The sequence below is a fragment of the Curtobacterium sp. MCBD17_028 genome (assembly GCF_003234875.1).
GTDB lineage: Bacteria > Actinomycetota > Actinomycetes > Actinomycetales > Microbacteriaceae > Curtobacterium.
The window spans coordinates 187,926-210,644 of sequence record NZ_QKTQ01000003.1 but is presented as its reverse complement, the minus strand read 5'-3'; the positions used below and the strand labels follow the sequence as shown (position 1 = coordinate 210,644).

The 22,719-nt window shown below is 71.7% G+C and carries 18 protein-coding genes; 14 read left to right on the top strand and 4 right to left on the bottom strand.

From position 1 onward, the window contains the following. Positions 1-7 precede the first annotated feature (7 nt). The 7 genes from sucD to DEI86_RS05425 all read left to right on the top strand — a co-directional run bounded on the left by sucD (position 8) and on the right by DEI86_RS05425 (position 9,965). Positions 8-898: a succinate--CoA ligase subunit alpha gene (gene sucD / locus DEI86_RS05455; RefSeq protein ID WP_111009748.1), complete on the top strand. Its 891-nt coding sequence runs from the start codon at positions 8-10 to the stop codon at positions 896-898. A gap of 64 nt (positions 899-962) precedes the next feature. Next, positions 963-2,690: a DUF6350 family protein gene (locus tag DEI86_RS05450; RefSeq protein WP_111048994.1), complete on the top strand. Its 1,728-nt coding sequence runs from the start codon at positions 963-965 to the stop codon at positions 2,688-2,690. Positions 2,691-2,771: 81 nt separating this feature from the next. After that, positions 2,772-3,365 carry a phosphoribosylglycinamide formyltransferase gene (purN, locus tag DEI86_RS05445; RefSeq protein WP_111009746.1) on the top strand — a complete coding sequence of 198 codons (594 nt, stop codon included), beginning with the start codon at positions 2,772-2,774 and terminating at the stop codon, positions 3,363-3,365. Beyond that, a complete protein-coding gene (gene purH, locus DEI86_RS05440; protein ID WP_111048993.1) occupies positions 3,362-5,026 on the top strand; it encodes a bifunctional phosphoribosylaminoimidazolecarboxamide formyltransferase/IMP cyclohydrolase in 1,665 nt (554 codons plus the stop codon). Before purN ends, purH begins: the two co-directional genes overlap by 4 nt. Before the next feature lie 452 nt (positions 5,027-5,478). Next, positions 5,479-7,290: an ABC transporter ATP-binding protein gene (locus DEI86_RS05435; RefSeq protein ID WP_111048992.1), complete on the top strand. Its 1,812-nt coding sequence runs from the start codon at positions 5,479-5,481 to the stop codon at positions 7,288-7,290. A 167-nt stretch (positions 7,291-7,457) separates the two neighbouring features. Then, complete coding sequence (locus tag DEI86_RS05430; RefSeq protein ID WP_111035599.1) at positions 7,458-9,266, top strand: ABC transporter ATP-binding protein; 1,809 nt, start codon at positions 7,458-7,460, stop codon at positions 9,264-9,266. Between the two features lie 174 nt (positions 9,267-9,440). Next, positions 9,441-9,965 (top strand): DUF805 domain-containing protein, encoded by a 525-nt coding sequence (locus DEI86_RS05425; protein ID WP_111009742.1) that lies wholly within the window; start codon positions 9,441-9,443, stop codon positions 9,963-9,965. Between the two features lie 21 nt (positions 9,966-9,986). On the opposite strand, the gene DEI86_RS05420 is transcribed toward DEI86_RS05425, so the two are convergent. The 3 genes from DEI86_RS05420 to DEI86_RS05410 form a co-directional block, all read right to left on the bottom strand. Continuing rightward, on the bottom strand, positions 9,987-11,135 hold the full coding sequence (locus tag DEI86_RS05420) for a glutathione-independent formaldehyde dehydrogenase (RefSeq protein ID WP_111009741.1): 1,149 nt from the start codon (positions 11,133-11,135) through the stop codon (positions 9,987-9,989). A gap of 104 nt (positions 11,136-11,239) precedes the next feature. After that, on the bottom strand, positions 11,240-11,560 hold the full coding sequence (locus DEI86_RS05415) for an MGMT family protein (RefSeq protein ID WP_181434597.1): 321 nt from the start codon (positions 11,558-11,560) through the stop codon (positions 11,240-11,242). A gap of 8 nt (positions 11,561-11,568) precedes the next feature. Continuing rightward, positions 11,569-12,021, bottom strand: a complete 453-nt coding sequence (locus DEI86_RS05410) for a GNAT family N-acetyltransferase (protein WP_111009740.1) — start codon at positions 12,019-12,021, stop codon at positions 11,569-11,571. 124 nt (positions 12,022-12,145) lie between these two features. On the opposite strand from DEI86_RS05410, the gene DEI86_RS05405 reads away from it, so the two are divergent. The 6 genes from DEI86_RS05405 (at position 12,146) to DEI86_RS05380 (ending at position 21,017) form a co-directional block, all read left to right on the top strand. Beyond that, entirely contained in the window at positions 12,146-13,486 is a 1,341-nt protein-coding gene (locus DEI86_RS05405; RefSeq protein WP_111048991.1) for an ROK family transcriptional regulator, read from the top strand. 215 nt (positions 13,487-13,701) lie between these two features. After that, complete coding sequence (locus DEI86_RS05400; RefSeq protein WP_111009738.1) at positions 13,702-15,060, top strand: extracellular solute-binding protein; 1,359 nt, start codon at positions 13,702-13,704, stop codon at positions 15,058-15,060. 160 nt (positions 15,061-15,220) lie between these two features. Further along, the gene (locus DEI86_RS05395) at positions 15,221-16,168 is read left to right on the top strand and encodes a carbohydrate ABC transporter permease (RefSeq protein WP_111009737.1); all 948 of its coding nucleotides are present in this window, start codon (positions 15,221-15,223) and stop codon (positions 16,166-16,168) included. Between the two features lie 2 nt (positions 16,169-16,170). Next, the gene (locus DEI86_RS05390; RefSeq protein ID WP_111048990.1) at positions 16,171-17,085 is read left to right on the top strand and encodes a carbohydrate ABC transporter permease; all 915 of its coding nucleotides are present in this window, start codon (positions 16,171-16,173) and stop codon (positions 17,083-17,085) included. Between the two features lie 142 nt (positions 17,086-17,227). Then, positions 17,228-20,365, top strand: coding sequence for a glycoside hydrolase family 38 C-terminal domain-containing protein (locus tag DEI86_RS05385; RefSeq protein ID WP_111048989.1), 3,138 nt, complete (start codon positions 17,228-17,230; stop codon positions 20,363-20,365). Between the two features lie 193 nt (positions 20,366-20,558). Continuing rightward, a complete protein-coding gene (locus DEI86_RS05380; RefSeq protein WP_111012406.1) occupies positions 20,559-21,017 on the top strand; it encodes an Hsp20/alpha crystallin family protein in 459 nt (152 codons plus the stop codon). A 149-nt stretch (positions 21,018-21,166) separates the two neighbouring features. On the opposite strand, the gene DEI86_RS05375 is transcribed toward DEI86_RS05380, so the two are convergent. Continuing rightward, entirely contained in the window at positions 21,167-21,565 is a 399-nt protein-coding gene (locus DEI86_RS05375) for a phage holin family protein (RefSeq protein ID WP_111009734.1), read from the bottom strand. Between the two features lie 69 nt (positions 21,566-21,634). Between DEI86_RS05375 and DEI86_RS05370 the strand changes: the two genes are divergently transcribed. Continuing rightward, the gene (locus DEI86_RS05370; protein WP_111048988.1) at positions 21,635-22,708 is read left to right on the top strand and encodes a histidinol-phosphate transaminase; all 1,074 of its coding nucleotides are present in this window, start codon (positions 21,635-21,637) and stop codon (positions 22,706-22,708) included. The last annotated feature ends 11 nt before the right edge of the window (positions 22,709-22,719 follow it).

Here is a 22,719-nt window from a genome sequence, read left to right as displayed (position 1 = left end):
CAGCACCATGTCCATCTTCCTCGACAAGGACTCGAAGGTCATCGTCCAGGGCATCACCGGCGGCGAGGGCACGAAGCACACCGCGCTCATGCTCAAGGCCGGGACGAAGGTCGTCGGCGGCGTGAACGCGCGCAAGGCCGGCACGACGGTCACACACGGCGACGTCACCCTGCCCGTGTTCGGCTCGGTGACCGAGGCCATCCAGGAGACCGGAGCGGACACGTCGATCGTGTTCGTCCCGCCGGCCTTCGCGAAGGACGCCGTGATGGAGGCCATCGACGCCGAGATCCCCCTCGTCGTCGTCATCACCGAGGGCATCCCGGTGCAGGACGCGGCGGAGTTCTGGGCACACGCGAAGGCGCTCGGGGGGAAGACCCGGATCATCGGGCCGAACTGCCCCGGCATCATCACGCCGGGTGAGTCCCTCGTCGGCATCACCCCCGCGAACATCACGGGCAAGGGGCCGATCGGCCTCGTGTCGAAGTCGGGCACGCTGACCTACCAGATGATGTACGAGCTCCGGGACCTGGGGTTCTCCACCGCGATCGGCATCGGCGGCGACCCGGTCATCGGCACGACGCACATCGACGCGCTCGCCGCGTTCGAGGCCGACCCCGAGACGACCGCGATCGTCATGATCGGTGAGATCGGCGGCGACGCCGAGGAACGCGCGGCCGACTTCATCAAGGCCAACGTCACGAAGCCGGTGGTGGGCTACGTCGCCGGGTTCACGGCGCCGGAGGGCAAGACCATGGGGCACGCCGGGGCGATCGTGTCCGGCTCGGCCGGCACGGCCGAGGCGAAGAAGGCGGCGCTCGAGGCCGCCGGGGTCCGCGTCGGCAAGACCCCGAGCGAGACCGCGGCCCTGCTGCGGGAGGCAGTCGCCGCACTCGGCTGAGTGTCGCCCGGCCCGCCGCGCGCCGACCCGGTGTGCGGCGGGCCCTCCCGTATCCTCGTCCGCGATGAACCGCCCGGGCACCGCTCTCTTCGCCGCCGTCGAGGCCGTCGTGACGGTCGCCGTCGGCGTCGGGATCGCCCTCGTGCCGCTGACGCTCCTCTGGGGCATCGAGTACGGCCTGCAGGTCCCGTGGCTCGCGTTCTGGCGGGCGGCGGGCAGTGTCTGGCTGATCGGCCACGGCGTCGACGTCACCTTCGTGCTCGACGCCGCCACCGCCAAGGCGACCGGCCTCAGCGGCGCCGACGCGCCCATCGTCCTGACGATCGCGGCGCTCGGGTTCGCGGTGATCACCGCGTGGCTCGGCGCACGCGCCGGTCGACGCCTCGCCGAGACCGAACACCGCGTGACCGGCAGCATCGCCGGCATCGTCGTCGTCGCCGCGTTGGCGCTCGCCGTCGCGCTGTCGACCGTCAGCGTCGCGGCTCGTCCCTCGATCTGGCAGTCGGTCCTGCTGCCGACCCTCTGGTACGCCGTGCCGCTGCTCGTGGCGGCCGAGGTCGCCCGACGCCGCCGGGGCGCCGATCTCGACCCCGCGACCGCCGCGGTGCTCGACGCCGTCGACCGGATCCCGGGCCCGTGGCGCTCCGTGACCGACGTGGCGCTGCGCGGCGGTCTCGGCGTCGTGGCGGTGCTCGTGACCGCGGCGGCCCTGCTCGTCGCCCTGCTCGTGCTCGGGTCGTACGCCCAGGTCATCACGCTCTACGAGCAGTCGCACGCGGGACTCGTCGGCGGCCTCGCGATCACGGTCGGTGAACTCGCGTTCCTGCCCGACCTCGTCGGCTGGGCGATGGCGTGGATCGTCGGCCCCGGGTTCGCGATCGGCACCGGGTCGGACGTCTCGCCGATCGGCACGACCCTCGGTCCGATCCCGGGCATCCCCGTCCTCGGCGCGCTTCCCACCGGAGGACACGCGTTCGGCCTGCTGTCCGTGCTGGTGCCCGCCGTCGGGGCGTTCCTCGTCGCCGCGCTGCTCCGCCCGCGGCTCGTCCGCGCCCTCGCGGAGGGGAACACGGCCGGACGCCGCGCCATCGCCGGCGTCGGCATCGGCGTGGTGGCGGGGCTGGCGACGGGATTCGCCGCGTGGCTGACCGCCGGTTCCCTCGGTCCTGGACGACTCGTCACCGTCGGGCCGTCCCCCGTCGCCGTCGGGGCACTCGCCGCGCTCGAGGCCGGTGTGCCCGCGGTCCTCGCGCTCGCGGTCGGCAGCGACCTGGTGCGGTGGCCGGAGCGCGACTCCTGGCTGCCCCGCCGTGAACGCTGGCGCGACGACGATGCGGAGGCGGCCGCCCCGCTCCCCGTGGACACCATCACCGAGGACGACGACGGCGGGTTCCTCGGCGCGCTCGATCGGGCCGGGGCGGCGGACACGACGACGGTGGGCGGCCGCACCGGTGGCCACTCCCGGTTCCGCGTGACGGGACGCAGCGGTGCGACGATCGCGCACCCCGAGCAGCCGACCGAGCCGGTGTCCGACGGGGACCCGGAGGTCGTCCGCGAGCTCGAGCGCGAGCGCGAGCGGGAACGCGAGGCCGCACTGCCCCAGCTCCCGCTCGGATGGGCGGCGGCCCGGCCGTCTGGGCACACCGAGACCAGAGGGTCGGACGGCGCCGAGTCGACGTCCGCCGAAGCGGTCGGCGGCGAGGCCGACCAGTGGGACACCGACGTCGTCGACGAGATCCCCGAGCACGAGCTCCCGTGGTGGCGTCGGCCCAAGGGCGACGCCGGCCGCTGAACGACACCGCGGCGACGCCGCCTGCTCAACGACACCCGCGGCGACGCCGCCCGCTGAACGACACCCGGTAGGCTGGCGACCGTGCTCGAACTGGTGGTGCTGATCTCCGGTGCCGGATCGAACCTCCGCGCGCTGCTCGACGCCGCACGGGACGCCGAGTACCCCGCACGGGTCGTCGCGATCGGTGCGGATCGTGACGCCGAGGGACTCGACCTCGGCGAGGAGTACGGCATCCCGACCTTCACGGTCCCCTTCACGGCGTTCGCGACCCGGCAGGAGTGGGGTGCCGCCCTGGCCGAGCAGATCCGCCCGTGGACGCCCGACCTGCTCGTGCTCTCGGGGTTCATGCGGCTGCTCCCGCACGACGTCGTCGCCGAGTTCAGCCCCGCGATCGTCAACACCCACCCCGCCCACCTGCCCGAGTTCCCCGGCGCGCACGCCGTGCGGGACGCCCTCGTCGCGGGCGTGCGGGAGACGGGCGCGAGCGTCATCCTCGTCGACGACGGCGTCGACAGCGGCCCGATCATCGTCCAGGAGCGGATCCCGGTGGAGCCGGACGACTCCGAGTCCACGCTGCACGACCGCATCAAGCACGTGGAGCGACGGCTGCTCATCCAGACCGTCCTCGACATCGCCAACGGAACCGTCGACCTGAAGGAACTCGCCCGCGCATGAGCGTCCACGCCGCCGATCCCAGCCTCTACCGCGAGCGCGACCGCGTCGCCGTCCGCCGCGCGCTCATCTCGGTGAGCGACAAGTCCGGCCTCCTCGACCTCGCCGCGGCCCTCGACGCCGCCGGGGTCGAGATCGTGTCCACGGGGTCGACAGCGAAGGCCATCGCCGACTCGGGCATCGGCGTCACCGAGGTCGCCGCGATCACCGGGTTCCCCGAGTCCCTCGACGGCCGCGTGAAGACCCTGCACCCGGCCGTGCACGCGGGTCTGCTCGCCGATCTGCGGCTCGAGTCGCACGAGCAGCAGCTCGCCGACCTCGGGATCGCGCCGTTCGAGCTCGTCGTCGTGAACCTCTACCCCTTCGTCGAGACCGTGGCGTCGGGTGCGGACACGGCGACGGTCGTCGAGAACGTCGACATCGGCGGCCCCGCGATGGTGCGTGCATCCGCGAAGAACCACGCCAACGTGGCCGTCGTGGTCTCGCCGTCGTCGTACGCCGAGGTCATCGCCGCGGTCCGGTCGGGAGGCACGGACCTCGCCCTCCGCCGTCGGCTCGCCACCGCGGCCTTCACCCACACCGCGGCGTACGACACCGCCGTGGCCGCGTACTTCACCGAGCACGTCGCGGGCGGCCCGACGGTCCATGGCGACGTCGCGCAGCCGGGAGGCTCGGGGAACGGATCAGCGGACGGGTCCGGCGCCAGCGGCTTCGCACCGACGATCCAGCTCGAGGGCTCGCTCGCGGCGGGTCTCCGCTACGGCGAGAACGCGCACCAGGCCGCCGCGCTCTACACCGCCGCCGACGGCCACGGCATCGCGCAGGCGACCCAGCTGCACGGCAAGGAGATGTCGTACAACAACTACGTCGACGCCGACGCAGCGCTCCGTGCCGCGTACGACTTCACGGAGCCGGCGGTCGCGATCATCAAGCACGCGAACCCCTGCGGCATCGCGGTCGCGGCACCCGACGCGGCCGACCCGATCGCCGACGCCCACGCCCGTGCCCACGCGTGCGATCCCCTGTCCGCGTTCGGCGGGGTCATCGCGGCGAACCGCCCCGTGTCGCGCGGCATGGCCGAGGCCGTGGCGGACATCTTCACCGAGGTCGTGATCGCACCCGCGTTCGACCCCGAGGCCGTCGAGATCCTGTCCGCCAAGAAGAACATCCGGCTGCTCACCCTGCCGGCCGACTTCGCCCTGGCGCCCCGCGAGGTCAAGCAGATCTCGGGCGGGTTCCTCGTGCAGGACGCCGACCGGTTCACCACGTTCGACCAGGCGACGTGGGACCTCGTGTCCGGGGACGCCGCGGACGACGCCACCCTCGCGGACCTCGCGTTCGCGTGGAAGGCCTGCCGGGCCGTCAAGTCGAACGCGATCCTCCTGGCGAACGCCGGGGCGAGCGTCGGCGTCGGCATGGGCCAGGTGAACCGGGTCGACTCGTGCCACCTCGCCGTCACCCGGGCGGGCGACCGCGCCGCGGGGTCGGTGGCCGCCTCGGACGCCTTCTTCCCGTTCGCCGACGGGCTGCAGGTCCTCATCGACGCGGGTGTCCGGGCGGTGGTCCAGCCCGGCGGGTCCGTGCGCGACGCCGAGGTGATCGCTGCGGCGAACGCGGCCGGCGTGACGATGTACTTCACGGGCGAACGCCACTTCTTCCACTGACGCCCGCCGCGCCGCCCCGGGCGACACGCCGCACCGCATTGCATCGTGCGACTGCCTGCGAATAGTCTGTGAGGCTCCGACCGGCCTCGACACGCCCCACCAGCGCGGCCCGGTGGTCGGCGTGACGATGACGACGACTGGAGTGACGATGAACGCGATGACCAGCACCCTGGCTCCTGCCGGCCTGGACGCCTTCGGAGTCGTCGCCCCGTCCGTCGAGGGACCGACGTTCCGCTAGTCGCCCCCGCGGGGACCAGCACGCCGCCGACGGGCCACCGGTCCGCCGCTCGCGGCGCGTGACGCCTCGGCGTCCGCCCCCGCCCGCCCCACCCGGCCACGCCCGTCGTCACCATGACGTCGGGCGGAGGTCCCGCCTCCCGGCCCGCCCGACGGGTCGGAGGTCGCATCAATCCGCACTCCGGTCCCGACCGGTTCGACGATGAGGTCTCCCCATGTCGAGAACGCCCGCTGCAGCAGCGCGTCCGTCCACCTTCCGCGCCATCGCGCGGATCTACCCCTACGTCCAGCCCGCGATCGGGCGCATCGTGCTCGGTATGGTCGCCGCGATGGTCGCGTCGCTCGTCGCGCTCGCGATCCCGTTCGTCCTGCAGGCCCTGGTCGACGGGCCGCTGAAGTCCGGCGACCGTGGCCAGATCGTCCCCGCGGGCCTGGCGGTGCTCGGCCTCGGGGTGCTCGAGGCCCTCATGATCGCCGCGCGCCGTCGCCTGGTCCTCCGGCCGGGCACGTACGTCGAGTCGCGCATGCGCAACGCCCTCTACGCCAAGCTCCAGGACCTGCCGGTCGCGTTCCACGACCGGTGGCAGTCGGGTCAGCTGCTGTCGCGGTCGGTGTCGGACCTCAGCCTGATCCGACGCTGGTTGGCGTTCGGCATCGTGCTGCTCGTCGTCAACATCGTCACGATCATCGTCGGCTTCGGCGTGCTGTTCACGTGGAGCTGGCTGCTCGCGCTCATCTTCATGGTCGCGTCGATCCCGATCTGGATCAACGGCCTCGTGTTCGAGCGCAAGTACTCGGTCGTCGCCCGGCGCAGCCAGGACCAGGTCGGTGACCTCGCGACGAGTGTGGAGCAGTCGGTGCACGGCATCCGCGTGCTCAAGGCGTTCGGCCGCGGCCGGTACAAGCTCGACGAGTTCAGCGAACAGGCCGAGCAGCTCCGGGGCACCGAGATCGAGAAGGCCCGGGCCATCGCCGGCATCTGGCTGTGGCTCCTGCTCGTGCCCGACGTCGCGTTCGCACTGTGCCTGCTCGCCGGGATCTGGCTGGCGTCGCAGGGCCACCTGACGGTCGGGGAGCTGTTCGCGTTCTTCTCGGCAGCGGCGGTCCTCCGGTTCCCGATCGAGTCCATCGGGTTCCTGCTGTCGATGACGTTCGACACCCGGACCGCGGTCGATCGGTTCTTCGAGGTCATGGACTCCGAGAACACGATCCAGGACCCGGAGCGCCCGCGCACGATCACCGACCCCCGTGGTGCGTTGACGTTCACCGACGTGCACTTCCGCTACCAGGACGCGCCCGCGGGCACGCCGGACCTCGTCGACGGGGTGGACCTCGTCCTGCAGCCGGGCGAGACGATGGCGCTCGTCGGGCTCACCGGGTCGGGCAAGACGACGTTGCTCGCCCTGGTGCCGCGTCTGTACGACGTCACGGGCGGCTCGATCACGATCGACGGTGTCGACGTCCGCGAGCTCACGCGCGAGGAACTGCGGCACCGGGTCGGCGTCGCGTTCGAGGACGCCACGCTCTTCAGCGCCTCGGTGCGGGACAACGTGCTCCTCGGCCGCCCGGACGTCTCGGGGGACGAGGCCGAGGCCCTGCTCCGCGAGGCGCTCGACGTCGCGCAGGCGGAGTTCGTCGACCGGCTCCCGGACGGCGTCGACACCCGCGTCGGCGAGGAGGGCCTGAGCCTGTCCGGCGGGCAACGGCAGCGGCTCGCACTGGCCCGGGCGATCGCCGCCCGACCGAGCGTGCTCGTGCTCGACGACCCGTTGTCGGCGCTCGACGTCGACACCGAGGCCCGGGTCGAGGCGGGACTCCGACGCGTCCTCGCCGAGACGACCTCGCTCATCGTCGCGCACCGCCCCTCCACCGTGACGTTGGCCGACCGGGTCGCGCTCATGCAGGACGGGCGCATCACCGCCGTCGGGACGCACCACGACCTGATGGCCACGAACGACCACTACCGCTACGTCATCTCCTCGCTCGACGAGGACGACGCGACCGCGCGAGAGGAGGCACTGGCATGAGCGACCCCCAGCGGACGTCGGCCAGGCCGGACGCCCCCGGCGAGCCCGAGGACGAGTACCAGACCGAGTTCGAGGAGCGGGCCCAGCCCGCCACGGACACCGCACAGCCGGGAGGCCCGGCCGCCGTCGTCACCGCGGCCGACGACGGGCAGCCGGTCACCGCCTCCATCACCGTGCGCGGTGTGCGCGGCGAGGAGCGGGAGCACTTCACGAAGGCCGAGAGTCGACGGCTCCGGCGTCGGTCGCTCGCGCTCATGCGCTCGCTGCTCGGACCGCTCCGGCGCGACCTGTGGACGATCGCGATCGTCGTGGTGGTGTCGACCGGCGCGCAGGTGGCCGGTCCGACCCTCATCGCGTACGGCATCGACAGCGCGCTGCCGTCGGTGCTCCACCGACAGGACTGGCTCCCCGCGTACCTCGTGGTGGCCGGCTACATCGTCGTCGCCGTCGCGGGCGCGCTGCTCACCGCCTGGTACACCGTGCTCGCGGCGAAGATCAGCCAGAAGATCCTGCTCGACCTGCGCAAGCGCGTGTTCCTGCACACCCAGCGTCTGAGCCTCGAGTTCCACGAGACCTACACGTCCGGGCGGATCATCTCGCGCCAGACGAGCGACCTCGACTCGATCCGCGAACTCCTGGACTCCGGGCTGAACCAGCTCATCCAGGGCGTGCTCTACATGGTGTTCACGGCCATCGCGCTCGTGTCGCTCGACCCGACGTCCGGCCTCGTACTCGCGATCGCCCTCGTGCCGCTGTGGTTCCTGACCCGGTGGTTCCAGAAGCGCTCGCAGCAGCTGTTCCGGGCGACGCGTGTCACGAGCGCCCGGGTGATCGTGCACTTCGTCGAGACCATGACGGGCATCCGGGCGGTGCAGGCGTTCCGCAAGGAGTCCCGCAACCGCGACGAGTACGCCGGGTACGTCGAGGACTACCGCGCCGCGAACGCCAAGGTGTTCAACCTGTTCGGGACGTTCGACCCGGGCCTCGTGCTCATCGGCAACGCGACGCTCGCGGCGGTCGTCATCATCGGCGCGTTCCGCGTCGTCGGTGGCTCGCTCGAGATCGGCGCCCTGCTCGCCGTCGCCCTGTACGCCCGGCGGTTCTTCGACCCGGCCGAACAGCTCGCCATGTTCTACAACGGGTACCAGTCGGCGTCCGCTGCGATGGAGAAGATCTCGGGCGTGCTCGAGGAGGAGCCGAGCGTGCCGGACCCGGTCCGGCCGCAGCACCTCGCCCAGGCGAAGGGCCGCGTCGACTTCGACGACGTCGTGTTCGCGTACAACGCCGAGACGGTCGTGCTCCCCGAGTTCGACCTGCACATCCCGGCCGGTCAGACGATCGCGCTCGTGGGGTCGACGGGCGCGGGCAAGTCGACGCTCGCGAAGCTCATGGCGCGGTTCTACGACCCGTCACAGGGCTCCGTGCGGCTCGACGGCATCGACCTGCGCGATCTCGACCCGCGGGACATGCGGCGCGCGATCGTCATGGTCACGCAAGAGGCGTACCTGTTCTCGGGGTCCGTCGCGGACAACATCGCGCTCGGCAAGCCGGGGGCGTCACGGGCCGAGATCGAGCGGGCGGCGAAGGCCGTCGGCGCCCACACGTTCATCGAGGCGCTGCCCGACGGGTACGACACCGACGTCAACAAGCGCGGTGGCCGGGTGTCGGCGGGCCAGCGGCAGCTGCTGTCGTTCGCCCGGGCGTTCCTGGCGGACCCGCGCGTGCTCATCCTCGACGAGGCCACGGCGTCGCTCGACATCCCGAGCGAGCGGCTCGTGCAGGAGGGTCTCGAGACCCTGCTCGCCGACCGCACGGCCGTGATCATCGCGCACCGCCTCTCGACGGTCGCGATCGCCCACCGGGTGCTCGTCATGGAACACGGGCAGATCGTCGAGGACGGCACGCCGGACGACCTCATCGCGGGTACCGGCCGGTTCGCTCAGCTCCACGCGGCCTGGCGGGACAGCTTGGTCTGACCCGCCGGCCCCGGTCCGGCCGGGCCGGTCCGGCCGTCCCGTCCCGGGCCCGCCGAGATCGCAGAACACGCCGCTCACGTCCTCATGTGAGCGGCGTGTTCTGCGATCTCGGCGACTCCGAGGACGGCGCGGGGGCGGCGCGGGGGCGTCCCGGGACAGGGCAGGATGGTCCCCATGAGCGACGGTGCCCGACCGACCACGACCCGACCGGACCGGACGGGAGGCCCCGCTGCGGCCCTCCCGATCGGCGTGCCCTGGTACGGCGCCCCGCTGCCCGTCGCCGTCCGCCGGTTCTGGCGCGGCTACGTGGTGCTGCGGGGCCGCGCGAGCCGCAGCGAGTGCTGGTGGTGGCTGCTCGTCGCGGCGCTGGTGGGTCTCGTGTTCGGCATCGTGGCCGGGATCGTCTTCGGGGTCACCGTGGCCACGCTGCCCTCGGGCACGACCACGAGCGGCGTCCCGGACGGGCCCGTCATCGCGATCGTCGTCGTCGTGGCCGTCAGCGCGGTCTGGGGCCTCGCCACGCTCCTGCCGACGATCGCGCTCGGGGTCCGACGCCTGCACGACACGGGACGCAGCGGGTGGTGGCTGCTGCTCGACCTCGTCCCGGTCGTCAACCTCGTGCTGCTCGTGCTGCTCGCCCTGCCGACCGCCCCGCGGGGCGACCGCTACGACCTGGAGGCCGGGCGCGCGACCGCCTGACGGCCGCGGCCCGGCGACCGGTCAGGCCGAGGCGGGGTGCAGCACGACCTTCGTCCAGCCCTCGTCGCGGGCGTCGAAGTGCCGGTACGCGTCCGGTGCCTGGTCGAGCGGCAGGTCGTGGCTCACGATGAAGGACGGTTCCGCCTTGCCCGCGGCGATGAGGTCGCGGAGCTGCCGGTTGTACCGCTTGACCGGCGCCTGCCCGGTGCCCATGTGCTGGCCCTTGAAGAAGAACGTGCCGTAGTCGAGCGCGATCTGCCCGTTCTTGGCGAGCTCGTCCGAGGCGCCCGGGTCCTGCGGCAGGTAGACACCGACGACGCCGATGCCGCCCGTGAACCGCACGGACGCGATGAGGCGGTTCAGCACGAGGTTCGGCTGCTCGTTGCCCTCGGGGTCGTGTGCCTGGTACCCGACGGCCTCCACACCGGCGTCCGCCCCGAGCCCCATGGTCTGGTCGAGGACCGCCTGGACGGGGTCGACCTCGGCGTCGTTGATCGGGATCGCACCGATCGACTCCACCAGACGCAGGCGGTCCGGCTGCCGGTCGACGACCATGACCTTCGCGGCACCCTTGATCGTGGCCGACAGTGCCGCCATCAACCCGACCGGGCCGGCGCCGTACACGACGACCGAGTCGCCCGGCTTCACCCCCGCGAGCTCGGTGCCGTGCCATCCGGTGGGGAAGATGTCCGACAGCATCGCGTAGTCGTTCTCCTTCTCGACCGAGTCCTCGCCGAGACGGAGTGCGTTGTAGTCACCGAACGGCACGCGGAGGAGCTCCGCCTGCCCGCCGCGGTACGGACCCATGTCCGCGTAGCCGTACGCCGCACCGGCCGTCTCCGGGTTCGGCTGCGTCGTCAGGCAGAAGCTCGACCAGCCGCGCTCGCAGTTCTTGCAGAAGCCGCAGGCGATGTTGAAGGGGAGGACGACGCGCTCGCCGACCGAGACCTTCTCGACCCCGGAGCCGACCTCGATCACCTCGCCGAGGTTCTCGTGTCCGAAGACGCTGCCCGGCTCGATGTCCGTCCGGCCGTCGTACATGTGCAGGTCCGACCCGCAGATGTTCGTGGCGGTCACCCGGATGAGGATGTCGGTCGGCTTCTCGATCCGGGCGTCGGGGACGTCCTGGACGCTGACGTCGCGCGGTCCGTTGTAGACGACTGCTCGCATGGTGCTCCTCCTGTTCGTCGCCGGACGACGGGAACGCCCGGCCCCCCGGGACGGTACGCGCGGTGCAGGCCGACTCCGGTCAGGGTGTGTCCCCCGCGAGCGGTTCAGGAGGGCGACCAACGCGCCCGACGCATGTCGACCCTCCAGGTCGGGGTGCCCGGCCGGAGCGGGGTCCCCTCGGTGCGCCAGTGCTCGAGGGCGCGGGCCTCGTGCTCGACGGGCGGCAGACCCCCGGCGCGGACGACGCGCCACCACGGCAGACCGTGGCCCTCGTGCGCCATGACCCGGCCGACCTGCCGCGACGCCCGAGAGCCGAGCACCGCCGCGACGTCGCCGTACGTCATCACCCGGCCGGGCGGGATGCCGCGGACCACATCGGCCACCGCGGCGCCGAAGTCCGTGCCGGGGTCTCCGGGCTCGTCCACCACCGGGTTCAGAGTGTCAGGGCGGCGAAGTGCTCCCCGTACTGCGTCTCGCCGATGACCTGGAACCCGATCGCGCGGAAGAACGGCTCGGGGCCGTCGTCGCCGGGCTCGAACATGACGGTCAGCCGGTCGAACCCGCGCGAGCGGGCTTCCTCTGCCAGGCCGTGCACGGCGAACCGGCCGACTCCGCGGCCCTGGGCCGAAGCGGCGACGTTGAGCCGCCAGATGCAGCTGCGGAGCTCCTCCTGGCTGTTCTCGGCGTCGAAGTTCCCCATGATGAACCCGACGACCTCGTCGCCGTCGAGCACCACGCGCGGCCAGGCCGTCGTCGGTCGGACGTAGGCCTCGGCGATGGAGTGCGACACCGGCTGGACGTACTGCTCCTGCCCTGGCTTGAGCGTGAGCGAGTTCGCCGCGACGATCGTCGCGGCGGAGAGGGGCTCGAGGCGGAGGTCCGTCATGCCGGTCAGGGTAGCGGTGCTCCTGCGAGCGGACCAGAGGGGCTGCCACGAGCTTCCGGAGAACCAGGACGCCCGGGCGTGGCGGGTCGGGCGATAGGGTCGGCCCCGGACGAACGGAGGAGCGATGGCCGAGCATCGACGCGGTGCCAACCTCCCGGCCATCGGCGGGTTCAACCGCACCGTGGTCCTCGACGCGATCCGCCGGAGCACCGACGGGCTGAGTCGCGTCGAGCTCGCCGACCGCACGGGGCTCAGCCCCCAGACCGTGTCCAACGTCACCCGGCACCTCATCGACGCGGGCATGGTCGTCGAGTCGGGCACCGTGGTCGCGGGCCGCGGCAAACCCCGCACGATCCTCCGACTCGATCCCACCAGTCGGTACGCCGTCGGTGTCCACGTCGACCCGGCGGTCGTCACGAGCGTGCTCCTCGACCTCACGGGGGCGGTCGTCGCCGGGGCGAGCGTCCCGACGCCCTCCGCGGCGAACCCGGACGACGTCGTGTCGACGATGGCCGACGCGGTCGAGCGACTCGTCACCGACGCAGGCGTCGACCGCGCGGCGGTGCTCGGCGTCGGGGTGGCCTCGCCCGGACCGATCGACCCGGAACGGGGCGTCGTCCTCGACCCGCCGTTCCTGCCCCGGTGGCGGGACGTCCCGGTGCGCGACGCGCTCGCCGCGGCCACGGGCCTCCCGGTCCTGCTCGAGAAGGACGTGACGGCCGCCGCCGTCGGCGAGATGTGGCTGACCGACGAGGCGTCGGCCCGGAACTTCGCCTTCGTGTACTACGGCACCGGGTTCGGCGTCGGGCTCGTGATCGACCACGAGCCGCTCCGCGGAGCGGGCGGGAACGCCGGCGACGCCGGCCACATCATGATCGACCAGGGCCTGCTGGCCGAGCTGCCCGAGGGGCCGGGCCCGCGCCGGACACCGGACCGCGGCAGCCGGGGGGTCGGCACCGCGCCGGTGACGACCCGGGCCACCCGGTCGGGGGAGGGCCGGGCCGAGGTCGGCGACACCGTGACGCCCGAGCGCCTGGTCCGCTTCGGCGCCGCGGCCGGACTGGACATCGGCGCGCCCTGGGCGACCGGGGACGGCCCCACCGACGTGGCCGCGGTCGACGCCGCGTTCTCCGAGCTGTCGGCCCTGGTCGCGGAGGGCGACCCGATCGCGCGGGCGATCGCCGCGGCGGCCGGCACCGCGATGGGCCGTGCGGTCGTGGTCATCGTCAACCTGCTCGACGTGGACCGCGTCGTGTTCGGCGGACCCTTCTGGTCGCGCATCGCCGTGGAGGCCCTGCCCGCGGCCGCGCAGGCGATCGCGTCGTCGCCGGTCCTCGTGGCGAAGCACCCCGTCGTGGTCGAGCAGAGCGAGATCGACGAGGACGTCACCGCCGTGGGAGCGGCGTGTCTGGTGCTCGACACGACGTTGTCGCCCCGGGCCTCCACCCTGCTCATCGACCGCTGAGTGCCGCCCCGGCCGCCGGTCGGCCAGGCAGCCCCCTCTCCGCGAAATCGCACTCGTTGTCGCTCTGAGCGCGTGCTGAACGGCAACGAGTGCGATCTCGCGGGATCGGGGCGAAACGCACCCCCGTGGTGCTTGACAAGCATTAAGTCCATACGGTGGACTAATCGCGGACCGGGCAAGGGAGCCCGAAGCGTCCTGTGGAGCAAAGGAGCACCATGAAACGCCCTCGTCTCATCGCCGCGGTCGCAGCAGCAGCGGTCGCAGCCCTGGCCCTGGCCGGGTGCAGCAGCTCGGGATCCTCGAGCAGCGACACCATCAAGATCGCCTACCAGAAGTTCGGCAGCTTCCAGCAGCTCGACCACCACATGAAGGACGTCAAGGCGGCGTTCGAGAAGAAGTACCCGAACATGACCGTCGACCTGGTGCCGATCCAGGCGCAGGAGAACGACTACTACACGAAGCTCGCGCTCATGAACAAGGCGTCGGCCACCGCGCCCGACGTCATGTACGAGGACACGTTCCTCGTCAAGGCGGACGCGCAGGCCGGGTACCTCTTGCCGCTCGACAAGTACACGGCCAAGTGGAGCGACTGGAGCAAGTTCTACACGAACGCCAAGCAGGCGGGGCAGGGCGTCGACGGCAAGACCTACGGCGTCCCGATGGGCACCGACACCCGGGCACTCTGGTACAACAAGGACATCTTCAAGAAGGTCGGGCTGCCCGTCCCGTGGCAGCCGAAGACCTGGCAGGACGTCCTCGACGCGGCGAAGACGATCAAGGCCAAGGACCCGAGCGTCATCCCGTTCCACATGTACTCGGGCAAGCCGCAGGGCGAGGCCTCCACCATGCAGGGCTTCGAGATGCTCCTGTACGGGGCGGACGGCAAGGGCAACACCCTCTACCAGAACAAGAAGTGGGTGACGGGCTCGAAGCAGTTCGTCGACGCGCTCCAGTTCGTCAAGGACGTCTACCAGGGCGGCCTCGGCCCGACACCGCAGCAGGAACTCGACCCGAACGTCGGCACGACCGTCGCGAACACGTGGCTGCCGAAGGGCCAGCTGGCGATCGACCTCGACGGTTCGTGGCAGTCCGGCACGTGGCTGAAGACCGGGACGGCCCCGTGGTCGCAGTGGTCGAGCGTGCTCGGCCAGGCGCCGATGCCGACGCAGAACGGCCAGGCCCCGGGCTACAACAGCATGTCCGGTGGCTGGACGCTCGCGGTCGGGGCGCATTCCGGGAACCCGCAGGCCGCGTTCAACTTCATCACGATGGCGTTGGACAAGCAGGGGTCGCTCAAGTACGACATCCAGAACAGCCAGATCGCGGTGCGCAGTGACGTCGCCGAGGACCCGACCTACGACGCGTCCAACCCGACGTTCAAGTTCTTCTCCGGACTCGTGGAACACACGAACTTCCGCCCGGCGACGAGCGACTACAGCCAGATCTCGAACGCCATCCAGGTGGCCATGGAGTCCGTGATGACCGGGCAGCAGACGCCGAAACAGGCGGCTGCGACCTACGACAAGGCGGTGATCGGGGTGGTCGGTCAGGACCACACCGTCCAGATCAAGTAGGTGGGCCGGCCGGGCGCCCGCCGCTCAGCGGGATCGCGCCAGCGATCCGCGGCGGGCGCCGGGCGAGCCTGCGAGCCCGGACGGGCCCGCACCGCGCCTCCCGGCCCGACCCGGTCACCCCACCCCACCGGCCACGACCCAGCGAAGAGGCGGTACCCCGATGGCAACCCAGATCGCGCCGGCCCTGCCCGGCACCCGCGGACCCCGACGAACGGACCCGCCCCGGCGGCGGAGCGGACACGGCCTGCGCACGGCCGCACGGGCGACGCCGCTCGTGCCGGCGATGGTCCTCATCGTCGTGTTCCTGGTCGGGCCGATCATCTCGTCGTTCTACGGCTCGTTCACGAACTCCGCGCTCACCGGCGCGGCCGCGTCGAGCCAGCAGTTCGTCGGACTCAAGAACTACGTCGACCTGTTCCAGGACAAGGACTTCCCGAAGTCCGTGCTGCTGACGCTCGTGTTCCTCATCGGCTCCGCGGTGATCGGGCAGAACGTGCTCGGCCTCGGCCTGGCACTGCTCATGCGGGAGGCGAACCGGGTGATCCGGGCACTCGTCGGCACCTTCGTGGTGGCCGCGTGGGTGCTCCCCGAGATCGTCGCGTCGTTCGCGGCCTACGCGTTCTTCAACGACAAGGGCACGCTCAACACGTTCCTGTCGATGATCGGGATCACCGGCGCGAACTGGCTCTACACGTACCCGATGATCGCGATCATCCTGGCGAACATCTGGCGCGGGACCGCGTTCTCGATGCTCGTCTACTCGGCGGCCGTGCAGGAGGTCCCGGACGAGATCACCGAGAGCGCCGAGGTCGACGGTGCCACCGGCTGGCAGCGGCTCGCGTACATCACCCTGCCGGTCATCCGGCGGAGCATCTCGACGAACCTCATGCTCACCACCCTGCAGACCCTGTCGGTGTTCACCCTCATCTACGTGATGACCGGTGGCGGCCCCGGCACGAACAGCTCGACCCTGCCGATCCTGGCGTACCAGGAGGCGTTCAAGTTCTCGCAGCTCGGGTTCGGGACGGCCATCGCGACGATCCTCCTCATCGTCGGCGCGGTCTTCTCGATCGTGTACATCCGGGCGCTGAAGCCGGAGGTGGACTGACCATGGCCATCACGATCGACGAACCCACGGCCACCGCGCCGGGGAACGCGCGCACGGGTGCCCGCGACCACGCCCGGTCGCTGCACATGACGAGCCCGGGGCACCGGACGATGCGCTGGGTGGCGAACGTCGTCCTGGCGATCGTCGCGATCTGCTTCGCCGTGCCGCTCGTCTGGCTCGTCCTCGCATCGTTCGACGCGAGCGCGACCCTGAGCGTCAAGCTGCCGACGCACTTCACCCTCGACAACTTCACGAAGGTCCTCACGCCGCAGCTCGCGTTCGTGCCGTTGCTCAACAGCCTCATCCTGTCGGGCGGGTGCGCGATCGTCACGGTCGTCATCGCGATCCTCGCCGCGTACCCGTTGTCGCGCTACCGGATGCGGGTCAACAAGCCGTTCCTGTACGGGATCCTGTTCGGGACGGGCCTGCCGATCACCGCGATGATGGTGCCGGTCTACAGCCTGTTCGTGTCGCTCAACCTCATCGACAACGTCGCCGGGACCGTGTTCTTCCTCGCCGCGACGAGCCTGCCGATGGCGATCTGGATGGCGAAGAACTTCATGGACTCCGTGCCGGTGCAGCTCGAGGAGGCCGCCTGGACCGACGGTGCCTCGATGATGGCGACGCTGACCCGGATCGTCGTGCCGCTCATGCGTCCGGGGATCGCCGTCGTGTTCATCTTCGTGTTCATCCAGGCGTGGGGGAACTTCTTCGTCCCGTTCGTCCTGCTGCTCTCACCCGACAAGCAACCCGCCGCGGTCAGCATCTTCAACTTCTTCGGGCAGTACGGATCGGTGGCGTACGGGCAGCTCGCCGCCTTCTCGATCCTCTACTCCGTCCCGGTGATCGCCCTCTACGTGATCGTCTCCCGCGGCCTCGGCGGCGGGAACGCGCTGGCGGGCGGCATCAAGGGCTGACGCCCGGGAGGCCCGACCGCGATCCGTCACGGACCGCAGCCCCGCCACGCCCCGGCCCGTCCACCAGCGCCGGTCCCGCCACGACCGGATCCGTCACCACCGACCCCTCCACACGCACGCCCGTCACCAGGAAGGCATCCCCGTGCACCACGACGAACCCCTCGTCCAGAGCCGCATCGCCCGGCTCGTCCGCGACCGCATCGACCCCCACGTGCACCGCCGGACCGCTCCCGTCACGATCACGGCCTGGCAGGTGCCGGACGAACCCGTGCCGTTCACCGAGGCCGTCGCGCAGCCGTACGAGCCGTTCGCGATCGGCGACCCGTGGGGTGGGAAGCCCTGGGGCACGACCTGGTTCCACGTGACGGGGACCGTGCCCGACGACTTCGGCACCGCCGAGGGCACGAGCGTCGACCTCGTCGTCGACCTGGGCTTCAGTGCGCGCCAGGCCGGGTTCCAGGCCGAGGGGCTCGTCTTCCGGCCGGACGGCAGCACCGTCAAGGCGATCGAGCCCCGCAACACCGCGGTGCCGGTCACGGCCGGGCCGGGTGGCACGGTGGACCTCTGGATCGAGGCGGCCGCGAACCCCGACGTCGGCGGTCACTTCGCGTACGACGCGACGCCGCTCGGATCGAAGCGCACGGCGGGGCACGAGCCCATCTACCGGCTCCGGGAGCTCGCACTCGCGGAGCGGGACGACGTCGTCTGGGAACTCCAGCAGGACCTGTGGGTGCTCCGCGGGCTCCTCACCGAACTGCCGACGGACTCGACGCGCGGTGCCGACATCCTCCGCACGCTCGAGCGTGCCGCCGACGCGATCGACCCCGACGACGTCGCGGGCACCGCCGCCGACGCCCGCGCGGTGCTGCGCGACGTCCTCGACGTCCCGGCCTCGACGGCGTCCCACCGCGCGGTGGCCGTCGGGCACGCCCACATCGACTCGGCGTGGTTGTGGCCCGTGCGCGAGACCATCCGCAAGTGTGCCCGGACGTTCTCGAACGTCCTCGAGCTCATGGACCGCGACCCCGAGTTCACCTTCGCCTGCTCGAGCGCCCAGCAGTACGCGTGGATGCGGGACCACTACCCGGAGGTCTTCGCCCGCATCAAGGAGCGGGTCGCCGAGGGCCGTTGGATCCCGGTCGGCGGCATGTGGGTCGAGTCGGACACGAACCTCCCCGGCGGTGAGGCCCTCGCTCGGCAGTTCGTCGCCGGCAAGCGGTTCTTCATCGACGAGCTCGGGTTCGAACCCCGCGAGGCCTGGCTGCCCGACTCGTTCGGCTACACCGGCGCCCTCCCGCAGATCATCCGCGCGGCCGGCTCCCGGTGGTTCCTGACGCAGAAGCCGTCGTGGAACGAGACGAACGTCATGCCGCACACGTCGTTCCACTGGGAGGGCATCGACGGCTCGAGGGTGCTCACGCACTTCCCGCCCGCGGACACGTACAACTCCGAGCTGTCCCCGGCGGACCTGCACCGCGGCGAACGGCAGAACAAGGAGCGCGGCACCGCCGACGTCTCGATGCTCCTGTACGGGTTCGGCGACGGCGGTGGCGGCCCCACGCCCGAGATGCTCGCCGCGGCGCACCGCCAGCACGACCTGGAGGGCTCGCCGCGCGTCGAGCTCGGCACCCCGACCGACGTGTACGAGGAGCTCGAGCGCCTGCTGCCGACGCCCGCAGTCTGGTCGGGCGAGATGTACCTCGAGTTCCACCGCGGCACCTACACGTCGCAGATCCGGACGAAGCAGGGGAACCGGCGGTCGGAGCACCTGCTCCGCGAGGCCGAGCTCTGGGCGACCACCGCAGCCGTGCGACTGGGGCTCGAGTACCCGTACGCGGCGCTCGAGGACGCCTGGCACACCGTGCTGCTCCAGCAGTTCCACGACATCCTCCCCGGCTCGAGCATCGCCTGGGTGTACGAGGTCGCGGAGGAGCACTACGCGGCCGTCGCGGCGACGCTCGAGGGGCTCATCGGCACGTCGACGTCCGCGCTCGCCAACGGGGGAGCCGCCGCGCTCGCCGGGGTCGCCGCCTCCTCGACCGCGATCGCCGACGGTGCGGGTCCGCTCGACGCGCCGACCACCGCGGACGCCCTCGGTGTCGGCGGTGACGGGACGACCGGCGCGGTCGTGCGCTTCAACGCGGCGCCGGTGCGCGCGGAGGGGGTGACCGCGCTGGCTGGCGAGGTCGTCCCGCAGCCGGAAGCCGTTCCTCCCGTCCGGCAGGGCGACGCGTGGGTGTTCGACACCGGTCGCGTGGTGGCGACGGTCGACGACGACGGGCTCGTGGCATCCGTCGTCGACGCGGCGTCGGGGCGCGAGGCGATCGCCCCCGGCACCCGGGGCGCGCTGTACACGGTGTTCCGCGACACCCCGAACCAGTGGGACGCCTGGGACATCGACCGGTCGTACCAGCGGCACGCGACCGAGCTCGCGACGGCCGACACGATCGCGGTCGAGGGGGACCGGCTCGTCGTGACCCGTGCGTTCCACGACTCCACCGTCACCACCCGGTTCTCGGCCCTCCGCGGCGAGCCGGAACTCCACGTCGAGACCGAGGTCGACTGGCACGAGCAGCAGAAGTTGCTCAAGCTCGGGTTCCCGATCGACGTCAAGGCCGACCAGGCGTCGTCGGAGATCCAGTTCGGTCACATCGACCGGCCGACCCACCAGAACACCTCGTGGGACTTCGCGCGGTTCGAGACGAGCGCGCACCGCTGGGTGCACGTGGCCGAGCCGGGGTTCGGCGTCGCGGTGGCGAACGACTCGACGTACGGGCACGACATCACCCGCGTGACGCGGCCCGACGGCGGGACCACGACGCTCGTGCGTGAATCGCTCGTGCGCGGGCCGAAGTTCCCGGACCCGTCGGCGGACCAGGGCCGGCACGTGTTCCGCACGGTCCTCCGGGTGGGAGCGACGGTGCTCGACGCCGCCGACAGTGGGTACCGGCTCAACCTGCCGGTGCGCGCGGTCGCGGGTGACACCCCGGTCGCACCGATCGTCACCGTGTCGGACCCGGCGGTGTTCGTGGAGGCCGTCAAGCTCGCGGAGGACCGCTCCGGCGACGTCGTCGTCCGCCTGTACGAGGCACGCGGCGGGCGGGCGACGGACGTGCTCGTCGACCTCGGGTTCCCCGTGGCCTCGGTCACGCGGACCGACCTGCTCGAGCGTGACCTCGCCGCTGGCGAGCCGGGCTCGGGTGCCTGGGGTGCGGACGAGCCCGTGACGCTGACGCTCCGTCCGTTCGAGATCGCGACGCTGCGGGTGCGGCGGGCCTGACGGTGGTCCCGGCCAGCCGGCCGGACCGGCCAGCCGGACCGGTCGGCCGGACCGGCCGACCGGGATCTCGGCGAAGACTCGGCGACCTCTCGGCATCCTTCTAGCACTCGACCTGCCCGAGTGCTAATCTGGTCACAGCTTGAGTCGACGCGACTCAAGTCCTCGATCACTCGACACGAAGGAGCTGATGACGATGGCCAACTTCGACCCGTTCCGTGAGCTCGACCGCATGGCGAGCAGCCTGTTCGAGAGCCGCGGTCCCCGTGTGATGCCGATGGACCTCTACCGCGACGGCGACCACTACGTCCTGAGCGCGGACCTGCCGGGCATCGACCCGGGCTCGGTGGACATCGACGTCGACGGTCAGCTCCTGACGATCCGCGCCGAGCGGACCGTCGGGGCCCCGGACGGCGCCAAGTGGATCACCCGCGAGCGCCAGTCGGGCTCGTTCCTGCGCCAGCTGACGCTCGGGCAGGGGCTGGACACGGCGCGCATCGCGGCGAGCTACGACAACGGCGTGCTCAGCGTCACGATCCCGGTCAGCGAGGCCGCCAAGCCCCGCCGGATCGAGGTCACGACCGGCAACCCGAGCGGCCAGACCCTCCGCGTCGGTGCCGGCGCCGAGGCCGGTCCCGCTGAGCTGCAGTCCTGACGCACGCGAAGGGCCCCGACCATCGGTCGGGGCCCTTCGTCGTGCCCACCACTCCGGCGAGATCGCACTCGTTGCCGCTTTGGACCCGTGCCAAGCGGCAACGAGTGCGATCTCGCGGGTGAGAGGGGGGGAGAAGGCGAAGGGCGGGGTCAGGCCCGGGCGTGCCGGATGACGGGGCGGGCCAGGAGGCCGATGAGCCAGGCGAAGACGGCGAGCACGAACGCGCCGACGATGCCCCACCCGAAGCTGTCGACCCGCAGACCGAAGCCGATCGAGGTCGAGATCCCGGCGACGACGAGCAGCAGGACGGCGTTCACGATGAACGACACGAGCCCGAGCGTCAGGATGTAGATCGGGAACGCGACGATGCGGATCAGCGTCCCGATGATCCCGTTCACGAGCCCGAACACGAACGCGACGAGCAGGTAGGTCAGGACGGTGGCGACGAGCCCCTGATCGCCGAAGGCGTCGACGTGCACGCCGGGGACGATGAGCGTCGTGAGCCAGAGGGCGACGGCGTTGACGACGAGTCGGACGAGGAATCGCATGCCCCCATACTGCCCGCGGGGACCGCCCTGCGCCGAGGGCCGGACGGTGTGCGTCGCTAGGCTGACCGGGTGACCCAGCAGCCCGTCCGCCTCCGTCCCGAGATCGCGGCGCTCCCGGCCTACCGACAGGGCCGTCAGGCGCCCGGCGACGCCTTCAAGCTCTCGAGCAACGAGAACCCGTTCGACCCGTTGCCCGGCGTGGTCGAGGCCGTCCAGCGCCAGACCGCGTACAACCGGTACCCGGACGCCTCGGCGATCGCGGTGCGGGCGGTCCTCGCCGCCCGGTTCGGACTGACGGTGGACGAGGTCCACGTCGCGTCCGGCAGCGTCGCGATCCTGCACGAGCTCGCCAAGGCCGCGGCGGGCCCGGGTGACGAGGTCGTCTACGCCTGGCGGTCGTTCGAGGCCTACCCCGGACTCGTCACGGTCGCGGGTGCCGAGAGCGTGCAGGTCCCGAACCGACTGGACGGTGGCCACGACCTGCCGGCGATGGCGGCCGCGGTCACGGAGCGGACCCGCATGGTGATCGTCTGCTCGCCGAACAACCCGACCGGGCCGATCGTCACGGGCGCCGAGTTCGCCGCGTTCATGGAGTCGGTGCCGACCGACCTGCTCGTGGTCCTCGACGAGGCCTACGCCGAGTTCGTGACGGACCCGGACGCCGTCCGCGGCGCCGGGCTGCTCGAGCGCTACCCGAACCTCGTCGTGCTCCGGACGTTCTCGAAGGCGTACGGGCTCGCGGGCCTCCGCATCGGCTACGCGCTCGGCCCGGCGTCCGTGCTCGACGCCGCCCGGTCGACCGCGATCCCGCTGTCGGTCACGGCGCAGGCCCAGGCGGCCGCGCTCGTGAGCCTGGAGCGCGAGCCGGAACTCCTCGAGCGGGTCGACCGCATCGCGGCGCTCCGGGACCGCGTGCGCGACGCCCTGCTCGACCAGGGCTGGCGCGTCCCGGTCGCGCAGGGCAACTTCGTCTGGCTGCCGACGGGTGAGCGCACAGCCGCCGCCGCCGAGGCGTTCGAGCGGGCCGGGATCATGGTGCGCGCGTTCGCTCCCGAGGGCATCCGGGTGTCGATCGGGGAGTCGGAGGCTGTCGACACGCTCTTGCGGACCGCCCAGCACGTTGTCGGGAGTCTCACGGAGTAGGGCCTCGCGCG

Bases quoted from the DNA above. Each gene is read 5' to 3' on its own strand.
- purH (WP_111048993.1), top strand. From the start codon at position 3,362: ATGAGCGTCCACGCCGCCGATCCCAGCCTCTACCGCGAGCGCGACCGC.
- DEI86_RS05375 (WP_111009734.1), bottom strand. From the start codon at position 21,565: ATGCGATTCCTCGTCCGACTCGTCGTCAACGCCGTCGCCCTCTGGCTC.
- DEI86_RS05405 (WP_111048991.1), top strand. From the start codon at position 12,146: ATGGCCGAGCATCGACGCGGTGCCAACCTCCCGGCCATCGGCGGGTTC.
- DEI86_RS05410 (WP_111009740.1), bottom strand. From the start codon at position 12,021: ATGACGGACCTCCGCCTCGAGCCCCTCTCCGCCGCGACGATCGTCGCG.
- DEI86_RS05425 (WP_111009742.1), top strand. From the start codon at position 9,441: ATGAGCGACGGTGCCCGACCGACCACGACCCGACCGGACCGGACGGGA.
- DEI86_RS05400 (WP_111009738.1), top strand. From the start codon at position 13,702: ATGAAACGCCCTCGTCTCATCGCCGCGGTCGCAGCAGCAGCGGTCGCA.
- DEI86_RS05380 (WP_111012406.1), top strand. From the start codon at position 20,559: ATGGCCAACTTCGACCCGTTCCGTGAGCTCGACCGCATGGCGAGCAGC.
- DEI86_RS05420 (WP_111009741.1), bottom strand. From the start codon at position 11,135: ATGCGAGCAGTCGTCTACAACGGACCGCGCGACGTCAGCGTCCAGGAC.
- sucD (WP_111009748.1), top strand. From the start codon at position 8: ATGTCCATCTTCCTCGACAAGGACTCGAAGGTCATCGTCCAGGGCATC.
- DEI86_RS05435 (WP_111048992.1), top strand. From the start codon at position 5,479: ATGTCGAGAACGCCCGCTGCAGCAGCGCGTCCGTCCACCTTCCGCGCC.
- DEI86_RS05390 (WP_111048990.1), top strand. From the start codon at position 16,171: ATGGCCATCACGATCGACGAACCCACGGCCACCGCGCCGGGGAACGCG.
- DEI86_RS05450 (WP_111048994.1), top strand. From the start codon at position 963: ATGAACCGCCCGGGCACCGCTCTCTTCGCCGCCGTCGAGGCCGTCGTG.
- DEI86_RS05395 (WP_111009737.1), top strand. From the start codon at position 15,221: ATGGCAACCCAGATCGCGCCGGCCCTGCCCGGCACCCGCGGACCCCGA.